Here is a 16,844-nt window from a genome sequence, read left to right on the forward strand (position 1 = left end):
CGCTGCGGCTGAGCGAGCCGCTACACGTACTGGGCCGCCGCGTAGCCGGATGCCCAGGCCCATTGGAAATTGAAACCGCCGAGATGGCCGGTAACATCCAGCACTTCACCCACGAAGTACAAGCCCGGTGCCTTCTGCGACTCCATGGTCTTCGACGACACTTCGCGCGTGTCGACGCCACCCAATGTCACCTCCGCGGTGCGATAGCCTTCGGTGCCGGCCGGGACCAGTTGCCAGTTGCCGAGCTTTTCCGCCACGTCTTCGAGCTCAGCCGGGCTGTACTGCTTCAGCGGCCTGGAAATGATCCAATGCTCGGTCAGCAGCCCCGCCATCTTGCGTGTGAACAGCTCGCCGAGCAGCGTTTTCAACTCGGTATTGGGGCGTTCACGGCGCTGTTCGTCCAGCCAGTCGACGAGGTTCAGGTGCGGCAACAGGTTGATTTCGATGACATCGCCCGGCTGCCAGTACGAGGAAATCTGCAGAATCGCCGGCCCGGAAAGTCCGCGATGGGTGAACAGGATGTTTTCCTTGAAACTCTGGCCGTTGCAGCTAACCAGGCAATCCTCGACCGAGGTGCCCGACAGGGCTTCGCACATCCCCTTGAGCTGCGGTTCGGTGATGGTGAATGGCACCAGGCCGGCGCGAGTCGGCAGTACGCTGTGGCCGAACTGACGCGCAATCTGATAGCCGAAACCGCTGGCGCCGAGCGTCGGAATCGACAGCCCGCCCGTCGCGATCACCAACGACTGGCAGGCCAGTTCGCCGGCATCGCTTTGCAACCGATAGCCGTCCTCGTTGCGTTCGACCGACTGCACGCTCGTATTCAGGTGAAGGTCGACGCCCGCTTGTCGGCACTCCTCGAGCAACATGTCGAGGATGTCGCTGGCCTTGTTGTCGCAAAACAGCTGACCGAGTTTTTTCTCGTGATAGGGCACGCCATGACGGCTGACCATCTCGATGAAATCCCATTGGGTATAACGCGCCAGAGCGGATTTGCAGAAATGCGGATTGCCGGAGAGGAAGTTGGCCGGCTCGGTGTACATATTGGTGAAATTGCAGCGTCCGCCGCCGGACATGAGAATTTTCTTGCCGGCCTTGTTGGCATGGTCGAGCAGCAGAACGCGACGGCCGCGTGCCGCCGCCGTGAAAGCGCACATCAGTCCGGCAGCCCCCGCGCCAATTACCACCACATCCGTTTGCAACACCGCTCACCTCGACTCGAAAACGCGAGATGGTACTCCTGCCGCCGGGCTACTGCAGCCTGGGCTTGGGGCAGCCGACGAGACGAACATGGCAATCGGTTCACCGTGTGCTTTGCTATGACTAATGGCGCTTCGCTATGAGGGGCGAGAAGTCCATGAAAGGTTCAAGCCGTCTTCTATGGTTGGCATTGCTGCTGGCGAGCACGTCCCTTTCGGCCGACGTGCTGCGTCTGGCTGGCAACGCTTGGCCGCCTTATACGGATCGACGTCTGCCCGAGGATGGTTTGTCGGTCGAGCTCATCCGCACTGCGCTTGGCCGTGCGGGCTACCGGATCGAATACATCGAGGTGCCGTGGGAGCGCGCTCTGCTGGGGCTGAAGACTGGCAGCTACGACATGGTCAATGGTTGGCCGGCCCTCAACCGAGCTGATTATGTGCGCCGCTCACAGCCTTTTTTGACCAATCGCATGCGTTGGGTGCAGCGACGCGACAGTGACATTCGCTATGACGGCCTCGCCAGTCTTGCGGTCTATCCCGTTGCGCTGAGCCGCGGCTATGGCTATAGCGAGGAGCTGGAAAACGATTCGCGCCTGAACAAGGGGTACGTCGCGAACTTCGTGCAGGCGGCGAGGATGCTGCTGGTCGGGCGCGTCGATCTGACGCTGGAAGATGAGCGCACCGCCCTGTTCCATTTCCGCCGCGAACTGAAGCAGGTAAGCGACGCCTTGTCGTTCGTGCCGGGTGAATTCAGCCTGCGCGATTTGTCGCTGGCGGTACGCAACAGCCATCCGCAGCAGGCGGCGATCCTCGCAGCGTTCAATCGCGAGATCGCGGCGATGGAAAAAGAAGGCAGCTATGCGGCGATCTTTCTCCGCCATGGGCTGCCTGCGCCCGAAGCGTTGCCTCAGCCCTGAGCCGGGGGTGCCTGGCGCACCAGGTGGCTGGCCATACTGCGCAGCGGCGCGAGCTGGCGGCAGATCAGACCCAGCTGGGTCTGTAGCAACCGGTGTGCATCGTCCTGGTCCTCGGAGGCCTGTTCGAGCTGTTGCGCGAGCGCTTCTTCCTCATCGCTGTAGACCGCCACTGGCTGGTTGGTTTGCAGGGCCGTCGCCAGCTCGTCGAGGCTGCTCGCCAGTTGCTGCGCCGCACGTTCGAGCATGACGTCGCGGGCATCGTCGGGCAGGCTTTCGCGGTGTGCGCCCAGCCCTGACAGATAGTTGAGCAGCGTGTGGGAGAGAATCAGAAAGCGAAAGCCGGTCTCGGCATCCTTTCGGAAATGGCCGGGTTCCAGCAGCATGTTCGACAGCGTGGTCGATAGCGCGGCATCAGCGTTATGCGCATTGCGTCGGGCCAGCCGGTACGCCAGATCGTCGCGTTTGCCGCTCTCGTACTGGCGCATGATCTGACGCAGGTAATCCGCGCTGCGGCTGAGGGTATTGGCAACCATCCGATTGAGCCGGCGACCCTGCCAGTCCGGAAGAATCAGGAACACTGCCGCCGCGGCGATCAGACTACCCAGCAGGGTATCGACCAGCCGCGGCCAGATCAGCCCGTAGCCGTCGCCAACCTGGTTGAAGCAGAACAGTACCAGCAAGGTGATCGCCGCCGTCGCCAGGGTATAGCGGCTGCTACGTGTGGCGAAGAACACCACCCCGGCGACCACGGCGAACAGCGCCTGGATCTGCTGGCTCGGGAACAGATCGAACAGCGCCCAGCCCACCACCAGCCCGAGCATGGTGCCGGTCACGCGCTGCACCAGCTTGATCCGTGTCGCGCCGTAGTTCGGCTGGCAGACGAACACTGTCGTCAGCAGCACCCAGTAACCCTGTTCCGGGTGGATCGCGTGCAGCACCGCGTAGCCGCACACCAACGCCAGGCTCATGCGCAAGGCATGGCGAAATAACAGCGACGTAGGTGTGAGCTGCAAGCGGATGCGGGCGAGGGCGTCGCGTAGCGATTGCGGCTCGCGGTCCAGCAGGCTGCTGTCCTGTTCCCCTTCCAGGGCATCGGGATTGCTGGCACTGGCGAGTTGGCGCTGCATCGTTGACAGGTTGCTCGATAGCGCTCGCAGCGAGCGCAACAGCCCGCGCCAGGCCGGATTGCTCTGCATGCGCAAGTGTTCCAGCGACGATTCCAGATCGCCCAGTGCCTGGGCATTGGCTTCGCTGTAGCGAAAAGGCTGGCGCAGCTGAATGGCCTTGGCCAGTTCGGCGCAGGCGATGCCCTGCAGCCGCAGCAGCCTGCCGCAGCGGAACAGCACGTCGCTGTGGAAGAAGGCCTCGGCCAGCGCCTGGTAGGGATAGTGCGAGGAGCTGACGCGCTCGTGCAGGTCTTGGGCGAGGAAATAGAGTTTGAGGTAATGGCTGATCTTGACGCCAGGACGACCGTTACCGAGGCGGTGCAGTAGGGTTTCCTTGGTGGCATTCAGCGCGCTGACCACCCGACAGTTCTGCTGCGCCAACTGCAGGCGGCGCTCCTCCACATCGAGTTGGCGCACCGGCTCGAACAGCGTGGCCTTGAGCTTGAAATACTGACCCAGTTCCCGATACAGCCTGGCCAGGCTCTGTTGCACCGGCTGATGCGAGAACAGGGCGTTCCAGAGCACCGACAGCAGTCCGTACCAAGTCGCCCCGGCGAGCAGCAGCAAGGGTCCTCGCCAGGAGTCGAGATCAGCACCGTCGCGCTGATCAGCGGCGATCATGCTGTAAATGGACAGAATCAGCGTGGCCTGGGCAATGGTCGCGTAGCGCTCGCCCAGCGCGCCCAGCATCACCAGCACGAATGCAGCCACGGCCATGCCGCCGACGAACAGCGGCGGGTACGGGAATAGCAACTGCACCGAGGCGGCGGCGACGCTGAAACACAGCAGCGTGACCATTAAAGCCGAGAGCCGACCGAACCAGCTGTCGTCGGTCTCAGCCAGAGCGCTGGCAATCACGCCGAGAAACAGCGGGATGGCCAGCGACGGCTGCCCGAGGTGCCAGCTCAGGCCCATGCTGCCGGCCAGCGCAATCAGCACGCGCAGGCTGTAGCCGAATTTCTCCAGCGCCCAGAGGCGGCGTAGGGAATGGCTGAGCGATGGTGAGCGCATGGACGTTCGGACCCGACTGAGAAGCTATTTGGACGCCCGAAGCGTTCGGACGTCACGGCGACCATGGCAAAGCTTATACCGTCCGTCCGTCCCGCATCACCGGAACGCCATCGCTTGGTCATGGTTCTGCCGTATTTCGCTGGCTTTATTCATGCGGCCCCTCCACCCATTCCGATAAAAGAGGACAACGCATGAACCGTGAACATGATGCCAGCCGCCGCAGCCTGCTCAAGGGTGGCGCTATCGCCGCCGTAGTCGCCACCACGCCGTTTCTCGGGACCCTGGAAGCTTTTGCCGCGCGCAATGCGCAGGGCCGCGGTGCTGGCCTGGTCCGTAGCAGCTACGGCCCGCTGCGCCCCACCAAGGATCTGAGCACGGGTCTGGAACTGCTGCAGCTACCCGATGGCTTCCAGTACAGGAGCTTTTCTTGGACCGGCGATCTGATGGAAAACGGCCAGCCGGTGCCCGGTTCGCATGACGGCATGGGCGTTATCGACGTGCGTCGCGGGCACAACGGCCCGGAGATTGTTCTGGTGCGCAACCATGAAGCCGGCACCGGCAAGCTGATCGAGGCCGATGGAATCTACGATGGCATTTCCCTTGCCAACGGCCAGCGTCCCGCTGGAGGCACCACCAATCTGTATTTCTCCCATGGCATTGACGATGCAGTACGCACTGTGCCGAGCCTTGGCGGCACGCGCACCAACTGCGCCGGCGGCGTAACGCCGTGGGGCACTTGGCTGTCATGTGAGGAAACCACCGAGGATTACCGCAGCGTCGGTGGCCGTGCCCACGGTTATGTTTTCGAAGTCACCGCCGACCCCGCGCTGACCACCGGCCAGCCGATCGTGCAGATGGGCCGCTTCGCCCACGAGGCGGTGGCTGTGGATCCCCGCAACAGCTACGTCTACCTGACCGAAGATTCCCGCAATCGCTCCGGTTACTATCGCTACATTCCCACCGATGCCAGCCAGCAGCCCGGATCACTGGCGGCGGGCGGAATACTGCAGGCGGCGCGCGTGCGTAATCGCGCGTTGGTCGATCTGCACGCGCCGAAGCAGGGCGACAGCTACCAGCTGGAATGGGTCGAAGTGTCGAATCCCGACCTCGATCCGCAGCCCGAAGGAAGCGGCCCCTATGCCCAGGCACGCCAGGCCGGCGGTCTGAGCATGAGCCGCGGCGAAGGCATCTGGTACAGCGAAGGCAAGCTGTTCATTGTCGACACCAGCGCCGGCACCGACGCCCAAGGCCGCCCTGGCTATGGTCGCGGCGCGGTATGGATGCACGATCTGGTCAGTGATCGTCTGACCTGCATTTTCGCGTCCACCGATGCAGTGATCGCCAACAACCCGGACAACATCACCGTCAGCCCGCGCGGCGGTTTGCTGCTCTGTGAAGATGGCGGTGGCGTGCAGGATGCGTTCGGCTTCGGTGAGCGGCTGCTGGGCCTGACCACGGCGGGCGAGGCTTACATCTTCGCCAAGAACAACGTGGTGTTCGATGATGTGCAAGCCGCGGCGACGGGTAAGCAGGTCTCAGGGGGCGACTACCGCAACAGGGAATTCTGCGGGGCGTGCTTCGATCCGACCGGGCGCTATTTGTTCGTCAACATCCAGACCCCGGGCATCACCTTCGCCATCTGGGGGCCTTGGGCGCGCGGGTCGTTGTAAGAGAGGCAGCTTCAAGCTTAAAGCTGTCTGACTTTCAACGACCGCCCTTTGATCTTCCCGGCGTTGAGGCGATTCAACGCCTGTTTGGCGACGTCGCGCTCGACGGCCACGAACGCCTGGAAATCGAAGATCGCGATCTTGCCGACCTGGGTGCCGGGGATGCCCGCATCGCCAGTCAGCGCACCCAGAATGTCGCCGGGGCGCAACTTGTCCTTGCGTCCCGCGCCGATGCAGAGCGTCACCATCGGCGGTCGCAGCGGCTCGCCGGGCTGCGCTTTCAGGTCGCTCAGCGGCTGCCAGTTGAGCGACGCTTTCTGCCGCTCTTCGATGGCGCGGGCGCGATGGGCTTCGGCGGGCGCCACCAGGCTGATTGCGATCCCTTTTTTGCCGGCGCGTCCGGTGCGCCCGACGCGGTGAATATGTATTTCCGAATCGCGCGCCAGCTCGACGTTGATCACCATGTCCAGCGCGTCGATGTCCAGGCCGCGCGCGGCAACGTCGGTGGCCACCAGCACCGACAGGCTACGGTTGGCGAACATCGCCAGCACCTGATCGCGGTCGCGTTGTTCCAAGTCACCATTGAGCGCCATGGCGGAGATGCCCTTGGCCGTGAGCTGTTCCACCAGCTCCTGGCATTGCTGCTTGGTAAAGCAGAAGGCGACGCAGGTTTCCGGGCGGAAGCTGGCGAGCACACGCACCACTGCGTCCATTCGGTCATCCGCATCGATTTCGTAGAAGCGCTGTTCGATCTGTGAATCGTCATGCAGCGCCTCGGCCTTCACCTGCTGCGGGTCGCGCATGAAGGTGGCCGAAAGCTGCTTGATGCCTGAAGGATAGGTCGCCGAGAACAGCAGCGTCTGCCGCTTGCTTGGCGTCTGCTCGATGATCTCCGCGATGGCGTCGTAAAAGCCCATGTCGAGCATGCGATCGGCCTCGTCGAGCACCAGGGTGTTCAGGCCGTCGAGTTTCAGCGTGCCCTTTTTCAGGTGCTCCTGAATACGACCAGGGGTGCCAACGATGACGTGCGCGCCGTGCTCCAGCGAGCCGATCTGCGGGCCGATGGAGACGCCGCCGCAGAGCGTGAGGATCTTGATGTTGTCCGCCGCGCGCGCCAGCCGGCGCAGTTCCTTGGCAACCTGATCGGCCAGCTCGCGGGTCGGGCATAGCACTAAAGCCTGACAACCGAAGTAGCGCGGATTGAGTGGTTCGAGCAGGGCGATGCCGAAGGCGGCGGTCTTGCCGCTGCCGGTCTTGGCCTGGGCAATGAGGTCCATGCCCTTGAGCATCACGGGTAGGCTCTGGGCCTGGATCGCGGTCATCTCGCTGTAACCGAGGGCCTCGAGGTTGGCCAGCATGGCTGCGGAAAGAGGCAGGGAAGAAAATGCGGTACTGGGCACGGGGAAAGTCTTCGGCGGGGATCGGCCTGCAGTCTATCAGGCCGCTGGCTCACGCGGAGATCAAGCGTGCCACCGAGGCGGCCCGCCATCGCGGCGAAACGTTTTGTAGGACAAGCAAACGGAACCCAGCCAGCGAGTGGTCGATCGATAGCTTGTCCATGACTCGTTCCAGGAGGTTGTTTTTGTCTCGCGTTCTTTTCCTTGCAGGTCTGTTGGCGCTTCCGGCGTTCGCGGCCGAACCCACTCTTTATGGGCGTTACGAACACATCAAGATCGAAGAAATCGGCAAGACCCTGCCAGCCAAGATGGACACTGGGGCTATGACCGCATCGCTGTCAGCGCGTGACATCGAGCAGTTCCAGCGTGACGGTGAGGACTGGGTGCGCTTCCGTCTGGCCGTCGATGGCGCTGATGACACCATTTATGAACAGCCGCTGATTGGCATCAGTCAGATCAAAACCCGCGCCGAAGAGGGCGTTGAGGTCGATCCGGATAGCGAGCCGCCACGGGCGGAGCGGCCGGTTATCGGCATGCAGCTGTGCATCGGCGACCAGCTACGCGAGGCTGAGGTGAATCTCACCGATCGTACCCACTTCAGTTATCCGCTACTGATCGGCGCCCAAACCATCCGCGACCTGAACGCCGCGATCGATCCGGCCGATAAGTACACGGCAGGGCGACCGACCTGCTAAGACGCATGCACATGCATCTGATGGCGGATATGCGAAAGAACGAGCTGATGAGTAGTTGTCAGGGAACACGTTCTGAATTGCTTTTGTCCGCCTTTCTTTAAGTGCAAAGCTTAAAAAACAGAATAGCCATAACTATGCGTCGCATTGTCGGAAGGCTGGATTTTGTTTTCGATATTAAATTGTTTATTTCATTTGATTAATGTGATTCTTAATTTAAGTGTCTGGATTTAAGGCTTGTATTGGATTTTAAATTTAACGTATTGAAGTTCATATCTGATTATTCATGCTGCTTTGATTGGATGTAATCAAGAGCAGGAATGATTGGCGCGCTTTTATGTTCGATTAAGGTTGGTAGTTTCGAGCCGCCGGGGGTGACCGGGTGCTGTTCGCGTTGGCAAGGGGGGCTGGTTTATCCCCGGTCGTAGCGGGACATCGAGCGTCGGACTGTCACGTCGAGGATTGAACGCTATCGAGCGACAGTTTGTTCAGCTATGAAAGCCTGTACGGAATGCCGTATTCAGCGGTTTAGATGGCATTCGGTAGCGTTCGTCAGACTAAAGTCGGGGCTTTCTTTTCAGAACCCATCCTTGCTAGATTCACGATGTGGTTCCTCTCACTCGTAATAAAAATAAGACGGAGAACGTCAATGGCCGACGCCGATAAAGAAAATGCTGCTGCGTACTGGAAGGCGAACGTTCGCCTCATAACATGGAGCCTTGTGGTTTGGGCTCTCGTCTCATATGGCTTTGCTATCCTCTTGCGCCCGTTGCTGTCCGGTATACCGGTCGGCGGAACAGATCTGGGGTTCTGGTTCGCTCAGCAAGGTTCCATCATTACGTTCATTTTGATCATCTTTCACTACGCGTGGCGGTTGAACAAACTGGACAAGGAATTTGGGGTCGAGGAGTAAGCCAGAATGAGTCAATATTGGATTAACATGTTGTTCGTGGGCGCATCCTTTCTCCTATATATAGGGATTGCGGTGTGGGCCCGAGCTGGGTCGACCAAAGAGTTCTATGTAGCTGGCGGTGGCGTCCATCCTGTAACAAACGGTATGGCGACAGCGGCTGACTGGATGTCTGCGGCTTCGTTCATCTCCATGGCGGGGATCATCGCTTCCGGTGGTTATGCCACTTCGGTCTACCTGATGGGTTGGACCGGTGGCTACGTGCTGCTGGCAATGTTGCTGGCGCCCTATCTGCGCAAATTCGGCAAGTTCACCGTACCTGACTTCATCGGTGATCGCTTCTACAGCCGAGGCGCGCGCCTGGTCGCGGTTATCTGCCTGATTCTGATCTCCGTCACTTATGTAATCGGCCAGATGTCCGGTGCTGGCGTGGCCTTCTCCCGCTTCCTCGAAGTGAGCAACTCCGCCGGTATCTGGATTGCCGCTGCGATCGTGTTCGCCTATGCGGTATTCGGTGGCATGAAGGGCATTACTTATACCCAGGTGGCGCAGTACGTGGTGCTGATCATCGCGTACACCATTCCGGCCGTGTTCATTGCCATGCAACTGACTGGCAACCCGATCCCGATGTTCGGCATGTTCGGCACTCACGTCGAATCCGGTATGCCGCTGCTGGACAAGCTGGATACTGTCGTTCAGGACCTGGGCTTCGCTGCCTACACTGCTGATGTCGACAACAAGCTGAACATGTTCCTGTTCACCCTGTCGCTGATGATCGGTACCGCTGGTCTGCCGCACGTCATCATCCGCTTCTTCACCGTACCGAAAGTAGCTGATGCTCGCTGGTCGGCTGGCTGGACGCTGATCTTCATCGCCCTCTTGTACCTGACTGCTCCGGCCGTTGCGTCCATGGCTCGTCTGAACCTTGTCGATACCATCTATCCGGAAGGCCCGCAGGCTGAAGCGATTCAGTACGAAGCGCGTCCGGGCTGGATCCAGACGTGGGAACAAACCGGTCTGATCACTTGGGAAGACAAGAACAGCGATGGTCGTATCCAGATGTACAACGACACCAACGCTACCTTCGCCCCCACTGCCCAAGAGCGTGGTTGGAACGGTAACGAGCTGGTCGTCAACAACGACATCATCGTGCTGGCCAACCCGGAAATCGCCAACCTGCCGGGCTGGGTTATCGGTCTGATCGCTGCGGGTGCCATCGCGGCAGCCTTGTCGACAGCTGCGGGCTTGCTGCTGGCAATCTCTTCTGCCATCAGTCACGACTTGATCAAGACGATCATCAATCCGAAGATCAGCGAGAAGAACGAGATGATGGCGGCGCGTCTATCCATGACCGCAGCAATCATCCTGGCTACCTGGCTGGGGCTGAACCCGCCGGGCTTCGCGGCACAGGTGGTGGCGCTAGCGTTCGGTCTTGCTGCAGCGAGCCTGTTCCCAGCGCTGATGATGGGGATCTTCTCCAAGCGCGTGAACAGCAAGGGTGCCGTTGCTGGCATGCTGGTTGGTCTGGTGAGCACTAGCGTGTACATCTTCCTGTACCTGGGCTGGTTCTTCATCCCAGGCACTGCGTCCATCGCCAACACGCCTGACAACTGGATATTCGGCATCTCTCCGCAGGCCTTCGGCGCCATCGGAGCGGTACTGAACTTCGCAGTTGCTTACGCTGTGTCTATGGCCACTGAGGCTCCGCCGCAGGAAATCCAGGATCTGGTGGAAAGCGTTCGTACTCCGAAAGGTGCTGGCGTTGCGCTTGATCACTAAGTAACAGTTCGACCAGAAGTTGGGTTTAGAATCTGGCCCATGGTTGAGATATAAGTCGGGCTTCCATTTGGAAGCCCGACTTTTTTAAGGAAGATTCATATGATCTGGCATCTAATCGCTGCAATCGTCGCCGCAGTGGCGGGTGCGGGGGTCGCGCTGCTGCTGCGCAGCCTGACTCGTAAACGACTGCCGAAGTGGATCATCCCGGCGTTCGCCGGTCTGGGCATGCTCGGCTACACCATCCATTACGAATACACCTGGTTCGATACCAAGCAAGCGCGCCTGCCGCAGGGCTCCGTTGTGGTATCGAGTGAACAAGGCGAGATGTTCTGGCGCCCCTGGACCATCAAGTTTCCGATGCCACTGGTCTATACGGTGCTCGATGGCGCGAACGCGCAGATCGAAGAGACCAGCAAGGGGCCCGTCGCTCGTTTCACCCTGTATCGCTTTGAAAAGCATCATCTGATGTCCACGGTAAAAAGCGCGAATTACCAGGCGCTTTGCACCGAGAAGGTGATGTTCCGGCTGAACGAGGAAGGTCAGGCGAAGTTTGAAACCATGACCGAACTGGACGTGGCTGCGCCGCTTTACCAGGCCGTTTGCACAGCCGATCACTCTTGATCACTCCATGCCAGCAATGCCGCCTGCTATGGCGGTCAGGGCTGCTGGCGCCGGGGGATGATCCTTTCGCTACCGGCTCGGCCTCCGCGGCCGGGTAGCAGGGGCCATAGCCCCAGTCCCGCCTGCGCGCCCAACCCGAGCCAGGCCAAGGTATCCCACCAGCCATCACCCAACAGCGCGGCGAATAGTCCGGCCATACCGAGCAGGGCGATGAGGCTGGGCAGCAGGAAAGTCGATTGGCGCCAACTCATGCCATCACCTCGCGCGTCGTTGTCGCGCCGCGGCGTCGTACCCACCATAGGTAGAGCCCACTGCCGAGTACGATTATCGTCAGCACGTCCAGCACCGCCCAGAGAATCTGCATTGGACGTCCGCCGTAGTCGCCGAAGTGCAGCGGCGAGGACAGCGACAGCGCATCCATATACCAGGGGCGGCTGCCGGCAGCTGTGATGTCGAGCGTTTGCGCATCGATCAGCACCGGTGTGAGCAGATGCGAGGTCAAATGGCTACTGCCGTTCATGAACACCGTGTAATGATGCTCGCTGGAAAAACGCGTACCGGGAAATGCAATGAAATCCGGCTGCATGCCTGGTGCTGCCTGAGCGGCGATTTCCAGCAACTGACTGGCCGGTGCGCGTTCCGTCAACGGCGGGGCATCCCGGTAGGGCTCGAGCATCGCGCTCAGAGATTCGGCACGCCAAGCCTCGATCAGCAGGTCCGCACAGGCGCTGACCACGCCGGTGATGCCCACCACCAAGGCCCAACTGAGCGTGACGACACCGATCAGGTTGTGCAGATCGAGCCAGCGCGTCCTGCTGGAACGGTCGTGGCGCACCTGAGCAAATTCCAGACGCCGCATAAAGGGCGCGTATAGCACCACGCCCGAAATGATCGCCACAATGAACATAATGCCCATGAAGGCCAGGAATAACTTGCCCGGTAATCCGGCGAACATGTCCACGTGCATGCGCAGAAAGAACATCATCAGGCCGCCATTGGCCGCAGGCATCTCCACCGCTTCTCCGGTGCGCGCATCGAGCATGAAGGTATAGGAGGAGTTTGGTTCGGTGCCGGCGGTCGCAGCGGTAATGGCCACGACGCCGTTAGGTTCGTCGGCTTCCCAGCCAAAGTACTGTACTACCTCGCCGGTCCGGTGCTGCTCGGCGGCACTGACCAACTGCTGCAGATCCAGATGTGGGGTGTCGGCAGGCATCTCACGCAGCTCGGGCGCCTCGCCAAGCAGGTGCTCCAGCTCGTGGTGAAATATCAACGGTAGCCCGGTAATGGCAAGCATCAGCAGGAACAGTGTGCAGATCAGGCTGGTCCAGGTGTGGACGAAGGACCAGCGACGGATGGTGGTGGTTCGCATTAGAACTCCAGCTGCGCCGACAGCTTGAGCGTGCGTGGTGCTCCAAGGTAATGGCTGCTCAGCCAGTATTCCTCGTCGGTCAGGTTGCTCAGGTTGGCGCGCAGAGTCAGGGCACGCTCATCCCCCAAGGCCATGCGATAGCGACCGCCCAGGTCGAAAGTTGTGAATGAGGGAATGGTGTGGTCGTTGGCCTCGTCGGTGTATTGCTTGCCCGTGTAGAAGGCGCCACCGGTGAGTGTCAGCCCGGGTACGCCGAATATTGCGTATTCGCCGTACAGCTTGGCCAGGTGCCGCGCCACGTCTACCGGGCGGTTGCCGTCGTTGGCAGCGTTCGCCGCGCCTTCTACGACTGGATCGAGCAAAGTGACGCCGCCCACCAGCGTCAGTGCTGGGGTAACGTTGCCCGTTACGCTGAACTCCAGGCCCTTGTTGTTCTGCATGCCATCCTGAACGAAGAAGTTGGCTGCATTGGTGTAGGTGTTGGGCTTCTCGATGTCGAACAGCGCAACGGTGTACAGGGCACCGCCGAGCTCGGCTTTCGCACCGATTTCGTACTGCTCGCTGACGATCGGCGCCAGTGCCTGGCCGGCGTTGTTCGAGCCGCTCGGCGCCACGCCACCCGTCTGCAGACCTTCGATGTAGGTCACGTACGTAGTCAGCCACTCGACTGGCTTGTAGACGAGCGAGACGTTGGGCGAGGTTTTGGTCTCGCTGTAGTCCTCAATTTCCGGCTCGCTGCCGAACGCCTCGACCCAGACGAAGTTGTCGCTGAAGGTCTTGATGCGCGAGTGCGTCACACCAAGGATCGTCGACCACTGCTCATTGAAGGTGATGACGTCGCCGATCAGCACGCTGTCGGCCTGGCTGCGGCTGGCCAGATGGTAGTCGCCATCGCCCAGGTCGTAATCCGGCTTGGCCACTTGCGGCCGCTCGCTGAACGGCACTTCGGGCGTGACCGACACATATTGCGGACCTGGGAAGGGGATGTAATCGGTGTTGTAGCGAACCCGGGCGATGTTGCCCTGGTAGCCGAAGGTCATCGCGTGGCCGATGCCGGCGGTGTCGAAAACCGTATCGAGGAACAGGTTGGCCGAGGTTTCTTCGGTCTCTACCGGGGCGAAGGCATAGAGCGGCTGGACGTATACGCCGGCCGAATTCACGGTTGGCCCCGTATAGGCGTATTCGGTGGTGTATTGGCTGTAGCCCAGTGCACCGCGCAAGCTGAACACATCGTCCAGGCGCCACTGGAAGCGGCTGCCGACGCGGTCATGGCGGCTGTCGTTGTAAGCCCAGCGCTGGCTATAGAGTTCATCGTTCTCCAGGTCGTCGGCATCGGGCCGGAATGCTTGATCGGCGAAGTACCAGTAGCTGGTGAGGCCCCGCGTCTCGCTCTGCTTGTGCGAGGCGTCGAACTGGATGAGCAGGTCGTCGCTGACGTTCCAGTCCAGGGCGACGCTGGCCATGTGGCGGCGTTCGACCTGGCCGTCGATGGCGGTTTCACCATCCTGAGCGAGCAGGTTGACGCGGTAGGCAAAGCGACCTTCGCTATCGATCGGCCCTCCGAAGTCGCCGTGCAGGTACTGGTTCTCGCCGCCCGGAGTGCCGTAGGTCACGCTGTTGTAGCGCTCGGCAGTGGGGCGCTTGAGCACGTAATTGACCAGCCCGCCGGGGCTGGCCGGACCATAGAGAAAGCCGGACAGGCCGCTGAGAATCTCCAGCCGCTCCATTTCCTCGATGAAGTTGCCGCCGTCGTAGCCGTTGCTGAAGCGCAGGCCGTCATTGGCGATGCTCAGGTTGCCGACACCGCTGAAGCCTCGAATGGCCACCGCGCTGGCGTAGCCGGCACTGGTCGGGGAGGTGAACTGCGTGGTAGGGCTGAGCTTGAAAATGTCGTCGCTGGAAGTGGCTTGGATGTTGTCCATCAGTTCCGAGGAAATCACCGTCACTGAATAGGGCGCATCCTGAAGTGGCATCCCACCCAGCGCGCCGACGTTGCGCACGGTGCTGGTGCGATAGCCGCTTTCTTCACTGCCTTCGGCCAGCGCCTCGGTTGCCGTCACGGTGACATCCGGAAGCGCCATCGCATCGGTCGCAGCGGGATGAAGGCTATAGCTACCCGCCGCACTCTGGCGCAGCTCCAGCCCGGTGCCTCGCAGGGCTTCTTGCAGCGCGCCCTGGCTATCGAAGCGGCCTTCCACCGGCTCGGCCATGCGATCGCGGGTCAATGCGGGATCGATGCTCAGAACCAGCCCGGCCTCTGCGGCAATACGGTTGAGTGTGGTGGCAAGGGGCGCGGTAGGGAGTGAGTAATCGCGCGTTTCGTCACGGACAACGGCACCGTCGACGGCAGATTGCGCCAGCAGCGGCGAAGGCGCGAACGCGATGGCAATGGCCAGCAGGCTGGGGCGAAACAGCGGAGTCAGTGACGGCATTGTGAATTGCTCCCGAATAGGAATGTGTCTCAGTCATTCACCAAGCCGAAGCAGAACGAAAAAGTGATAGGGGCAAATAAGAATTTTTTCGTTCGGGCATCCACGCATCTGGCGTGGATGCCATGGGCTACTTGCTGGGGACAGCCGCCGGCTCGGCCGGGACCACCTTTATCCACCAGTCGGTGTGACGTTCGATCCGCACCGGAAGGCTGGGCGGAAGGGCCGCCAGGGCCCAGTCGGTGTCATGCAGCGGAAAGCTGCCGCTGATGCGCAGGGACTCGAGGCTCGGATCGAGACCGAGATAGCCGCGGCGGTATTCGCCCAGTTTTTTCAGCAGTTCACCCAGCGGCAGGTCATCGACCACCAGCATGCCGTGGCTCCAGGCATCTGCTGCGATGGGTGCGGCCGAACTCTCTCCGAGGCGATTGCGATGCATCAGCACCTGTTCGCCAGCGCCTATGGTGCGGCCCGTTTGCCCGTCGTCTGGATGCGCGGCGACCGCCGAGCGCAGCACGATCAGCCGAGTGGCATTGCCTTCGCGGCGAACGATGAAGCGCGTACCCAGCGCTCGAAGGTCGCCCTGTGCGGTTTCCACGATGAACGGTCGCGGGTCGCTTCCCGGCGCCGTTTCCACTAGCACTTCTCCCTGATGCAGGAACAGTCCGCGTCGCCGCTCGTCGAAGTGGATGTCCAGTGCGCTGCGGCTGTTCAGCTGGATGCGGCTGTTGTCATCCAGCGTAAGGCTGCGCTGCTCGCCTGCGCCGGTGCTTGCGTCGGCGAGCCAGACCGGCAGCGGGCGCGCCTGAAGCGCAAGGCCGATACCTAGTGAGCCGAGCAAGACCAACCCCAGAAGCGTGCGGCTAACGGCATGCTGCCGTTTGGTCGCGGCATTGCGCTGCAGGGCGCGCCTGGCGCTTGGCGAGTTGATCGTTCCCAGACGCCGATCGATACCCCCCAGCTGCGCCCAAGCCTTGGCATGCTCGGCGCTTTGGTTCAGCCAGCGCTGGAGTTCGGCGTCGAGCTGCATGCTCGCCGCGTGGTCCCCCAGGCGCAATTGCCAGGCGATAGCCTCATCGAGAACACGGGCCGATACCGGTGTGCGGTCCGAGCTCATGTCGGCTCGCCGTAGACGGCGATGTAACACTGGCGCAGCGCCTGGGCCAGATACTGTCGTACGCGCGGGACCGACACGCCGAGGCGCTGGGCGATCTCGGCATGTGTCAGGCCGTCCAAGCGGTTGTAGAAGAACGCCGCGCGCGCCTTCGCGGACAGGTGACCCAGGAGCGCATTCACCTCGCGCAGCGCCTCGATGATCTGCAACTGCTCCTCGGCGCTGGGTTGCGTTTCTTCAGGCTGGAGCGCCAGTTCATCGAGGTAGGCGCGCTCCAGCGCACTGCGGCGGAAATGGTCGATCAGCAGGCCGCGGGCAATCGTCGCCAGCAGCGCACGTGGCTCGCGAACCTCACCCAGGTCATTGCGTTTGAGCAGACGCAGAAAGGCATCCTGGCTCAGGTCCTCGGCGCGATGCGGGCAGGTCTGGTAGCGCCGCAGCCAGCTGAGCAGCCAATCACGGTGGTCGCGATACAGCGTGCCTACAAAAAGTTGATTGGACGATCCACCCGCCGACAAGACGAACGCTCCGAGGCCTGGATTGGCCGGTAACGAGAACTATTCGCAGCATGAT

14 protein-coding genes are annotated in these 16,844 nt (G+C 61.3%); 6 read left to right on the top strand and 8 right to left on the bottom strand.

Going from position 1 to position 16,844, the window contains the following annotated elements:
- Window positions 1–20 precede the first annotated feature (20 nt).
- Window positions 21–1,205, bottom strand: a complete 1,185-nt coding sequence (locus GYM54_RS16100; RefSeq protein ID WP_181099597.1) for an NAD(P)/FAD-dependent oxidoreductase — start codon at window positions 1,203–1,205, stop codon at window positions 21–23.
- A 152-nt stretch (window positions 1,206–1,357) separates the two neighbouring features.
- Here GYM54_RS16100 and GYM54_RS16105 point away from each other — a divergent pair, with 152 nt between their 5' ends.
- Window positions 1,358–2,116, top strand: a complete 759-nt coding sequence (locus tag GYM54_RS16105) for an ABC transporter substrate-binding protein (RefSeq protein ID WP_181099599.1) — start codon at window positions 1,358–1,360, stop codon at window positions 2,114–2,116.
- On the opposite strand, the gene yccS is transcribed toward GYM54_RS16105, so the two are convergent.
- Entirely contained in the window at window positions 2,107–4,293 is a 2,187-nt protein-coding gene (gene yccS / locus GYM54_RS16110) for a YccS family putative transporter (protein WP_181099601.1), read from the bottom strand. The genes GYM54_RS16105 and yccS overlap by 10 nt on opposite strands.
- 191 nt (window positions 4,294–4,484) lie before the next feature.
- Between yccS and GYM54_RS16115 the strand changes: the two genes are divergently transcribed.
- Window positions 4,485–5,963 (top strand): PhoX family phosphatase, encoded by a 1,479-nt coding sequence (locus tag GYM54_RS16115; protein ID WP_181099603.1) that lies wholly within the window; start codon window positions 4,485–4,487, stop codon window positions 5,961–5,963.
- Between the two features lie 17 nt (window positions 5,964–5,980).
- Here the strand turns inward: GYM54_RS16115 and dbpA are convergent, their stop codons facing one another.
- Window positions 5,981–7,360 (bottom strand): ATP-dependent RNA helicase DbpA, encoded by a 1,380-nt coding sequence (gene dbpA, locus GYM54_RS16120; RefSeq protein WP_181099605.1) that lies wholly within the window; start codon window positions 7,358–7,360, stop codon window positions 5,981–5,983.
- Between the two features lie 182 nt (window positions 7,361–7,542).
- Between dbpA and GYM54_RS16125 the strand changes: the two genes are divergently transcribed.
- The 4 genes from GYM54_RS16125 (at window position 7,543) to GYM54_RS16140 (ending at window position 11,359) form a co-directional block, all read left to right on the top strand.
- Window positions 7,543–8,052: an ATP-dependent zinc protease gene (locus GYM54_RS16125; RefSeq protein WP_131649574.1), complete on the top strand. Its 510-nt coding sequence runs from the start codon at window positions 7,543–7,545 to the stop codon at window positions 8,050–8,052.
- Between the two features lie 646 nt (window positions 8,053–8,698).
- Complete coding sequence (locus GYM54_RS16130) at window positions 8,699–8,962, top strand: DUF4212 domain-containing protein (RefSeq protein ID WP_045163945.1); 264 nt, start codon at window positions 8,699–8,701, stop codon at window positions 8,960–8,962.
- Between the two features lie 6 nt (window positions 8,963–8,968).
- Entirely contained in the window at window positions 8,969–10,738 is a 1,770-nt protein-coding gene (locus GYM54_RS16135; RefSeq protein WP_181099607.1) for a sodium:solute symporter family protein, read from the top strand.
- Between the two features lie 99 nt (window positions 10,739–10,837).
- Complete coding sequence (locus GYM54_RS16140; RefSeq protein WP_131649576.1) at window positions 10,838–11,359, top strand: hypothetical protein; 522 nt, start codon at window positions 10,838–10,840, stop codon at window positions 11,357–11,359.
- Window positions 11,360–11,394: 35 nt separating this feature from the next.
- Here GYM54_RS16140 and GYM54_RS16145 read toward each other — a convergent pair whose 3' ends face one another.
- From GYM54_RS16145 to GYM54_RS16165, 5 genes are all read right to left on the bottom strand, one after another.
- A complete protein-coding gene (locus tag GYM54_RS16145) occupies window positions 11,395–11,610 on the bottom strand; it encodes a hypothetical protein (RefSeq protein WP_131649577.1) in 216 nt (71 codons plus the stop codon).
- Entirely contained in the window at window positions 11,607–12,728 is a 1,122-nt protein-coding gene (locus GYM54_RS16150) for a PepSY domain-containing protein (protein ID WP_131649578.1), read from the bottom strand. The genes GYM54_RS16145 and GYM54_RS16150 overlap by 4 nt, the downstream gene beginning before the upstream one ends.
- On the bottom strand, window positions 12,728–15,160 hold the full coding sequence (locus GYM54_RS16155) for a TonB-dependent receptor (protein ID WP_131649579.1): 2,433 nt from the start codon (window positions 15,158–15,160) through the stop codon (window positions 12,728–12,730). The genes GYM54_RS16150 and GYM54_RS16155 overlap by 1 nt, the downstream gene beginning before the upstream one ends.
- A gap of 127 nt (window positions 15,161–15,287) precedes the next feature.
- On the bottom strand, window positions 15,288–16,274 hold the full coding sequence (locus tag GYM54_RS16160; RefSeq protein WP_181099609.1) for a FecR family protein: 987 nt from the start codon (window positions 16,272–16,274) through the stop codon (window positions 15,288–15,290).
- Window positions 16,271–16,789, bottom strand: coding sequence for an RNA polymerase sigma factor (locus GYM54_RS16165; RefSeq protein ID WP_181099612.1), 519 nt, complete (start codon window positions 16,787–16,789; stop codon window positions 16,271–16,273). The genes GYM54_RS16160 and GYM54_RS16165 overlap by 4 nt, the downstream gene beginning before the upstream one ends.
- Between the last annotated feature and the right edge of the window lie 55 nt (window positions 16,790–16,844).

The sequence above is a fragment of the Pseudomonas sp. MTM4 genome, assembly GCF_019355055.1.
Classification (GTDB): Bacteria; Pseudomonadota; Gammaproteobacteria; order Pseudomonadales; family Pseudomonadaceae; genus Stutzerimonas.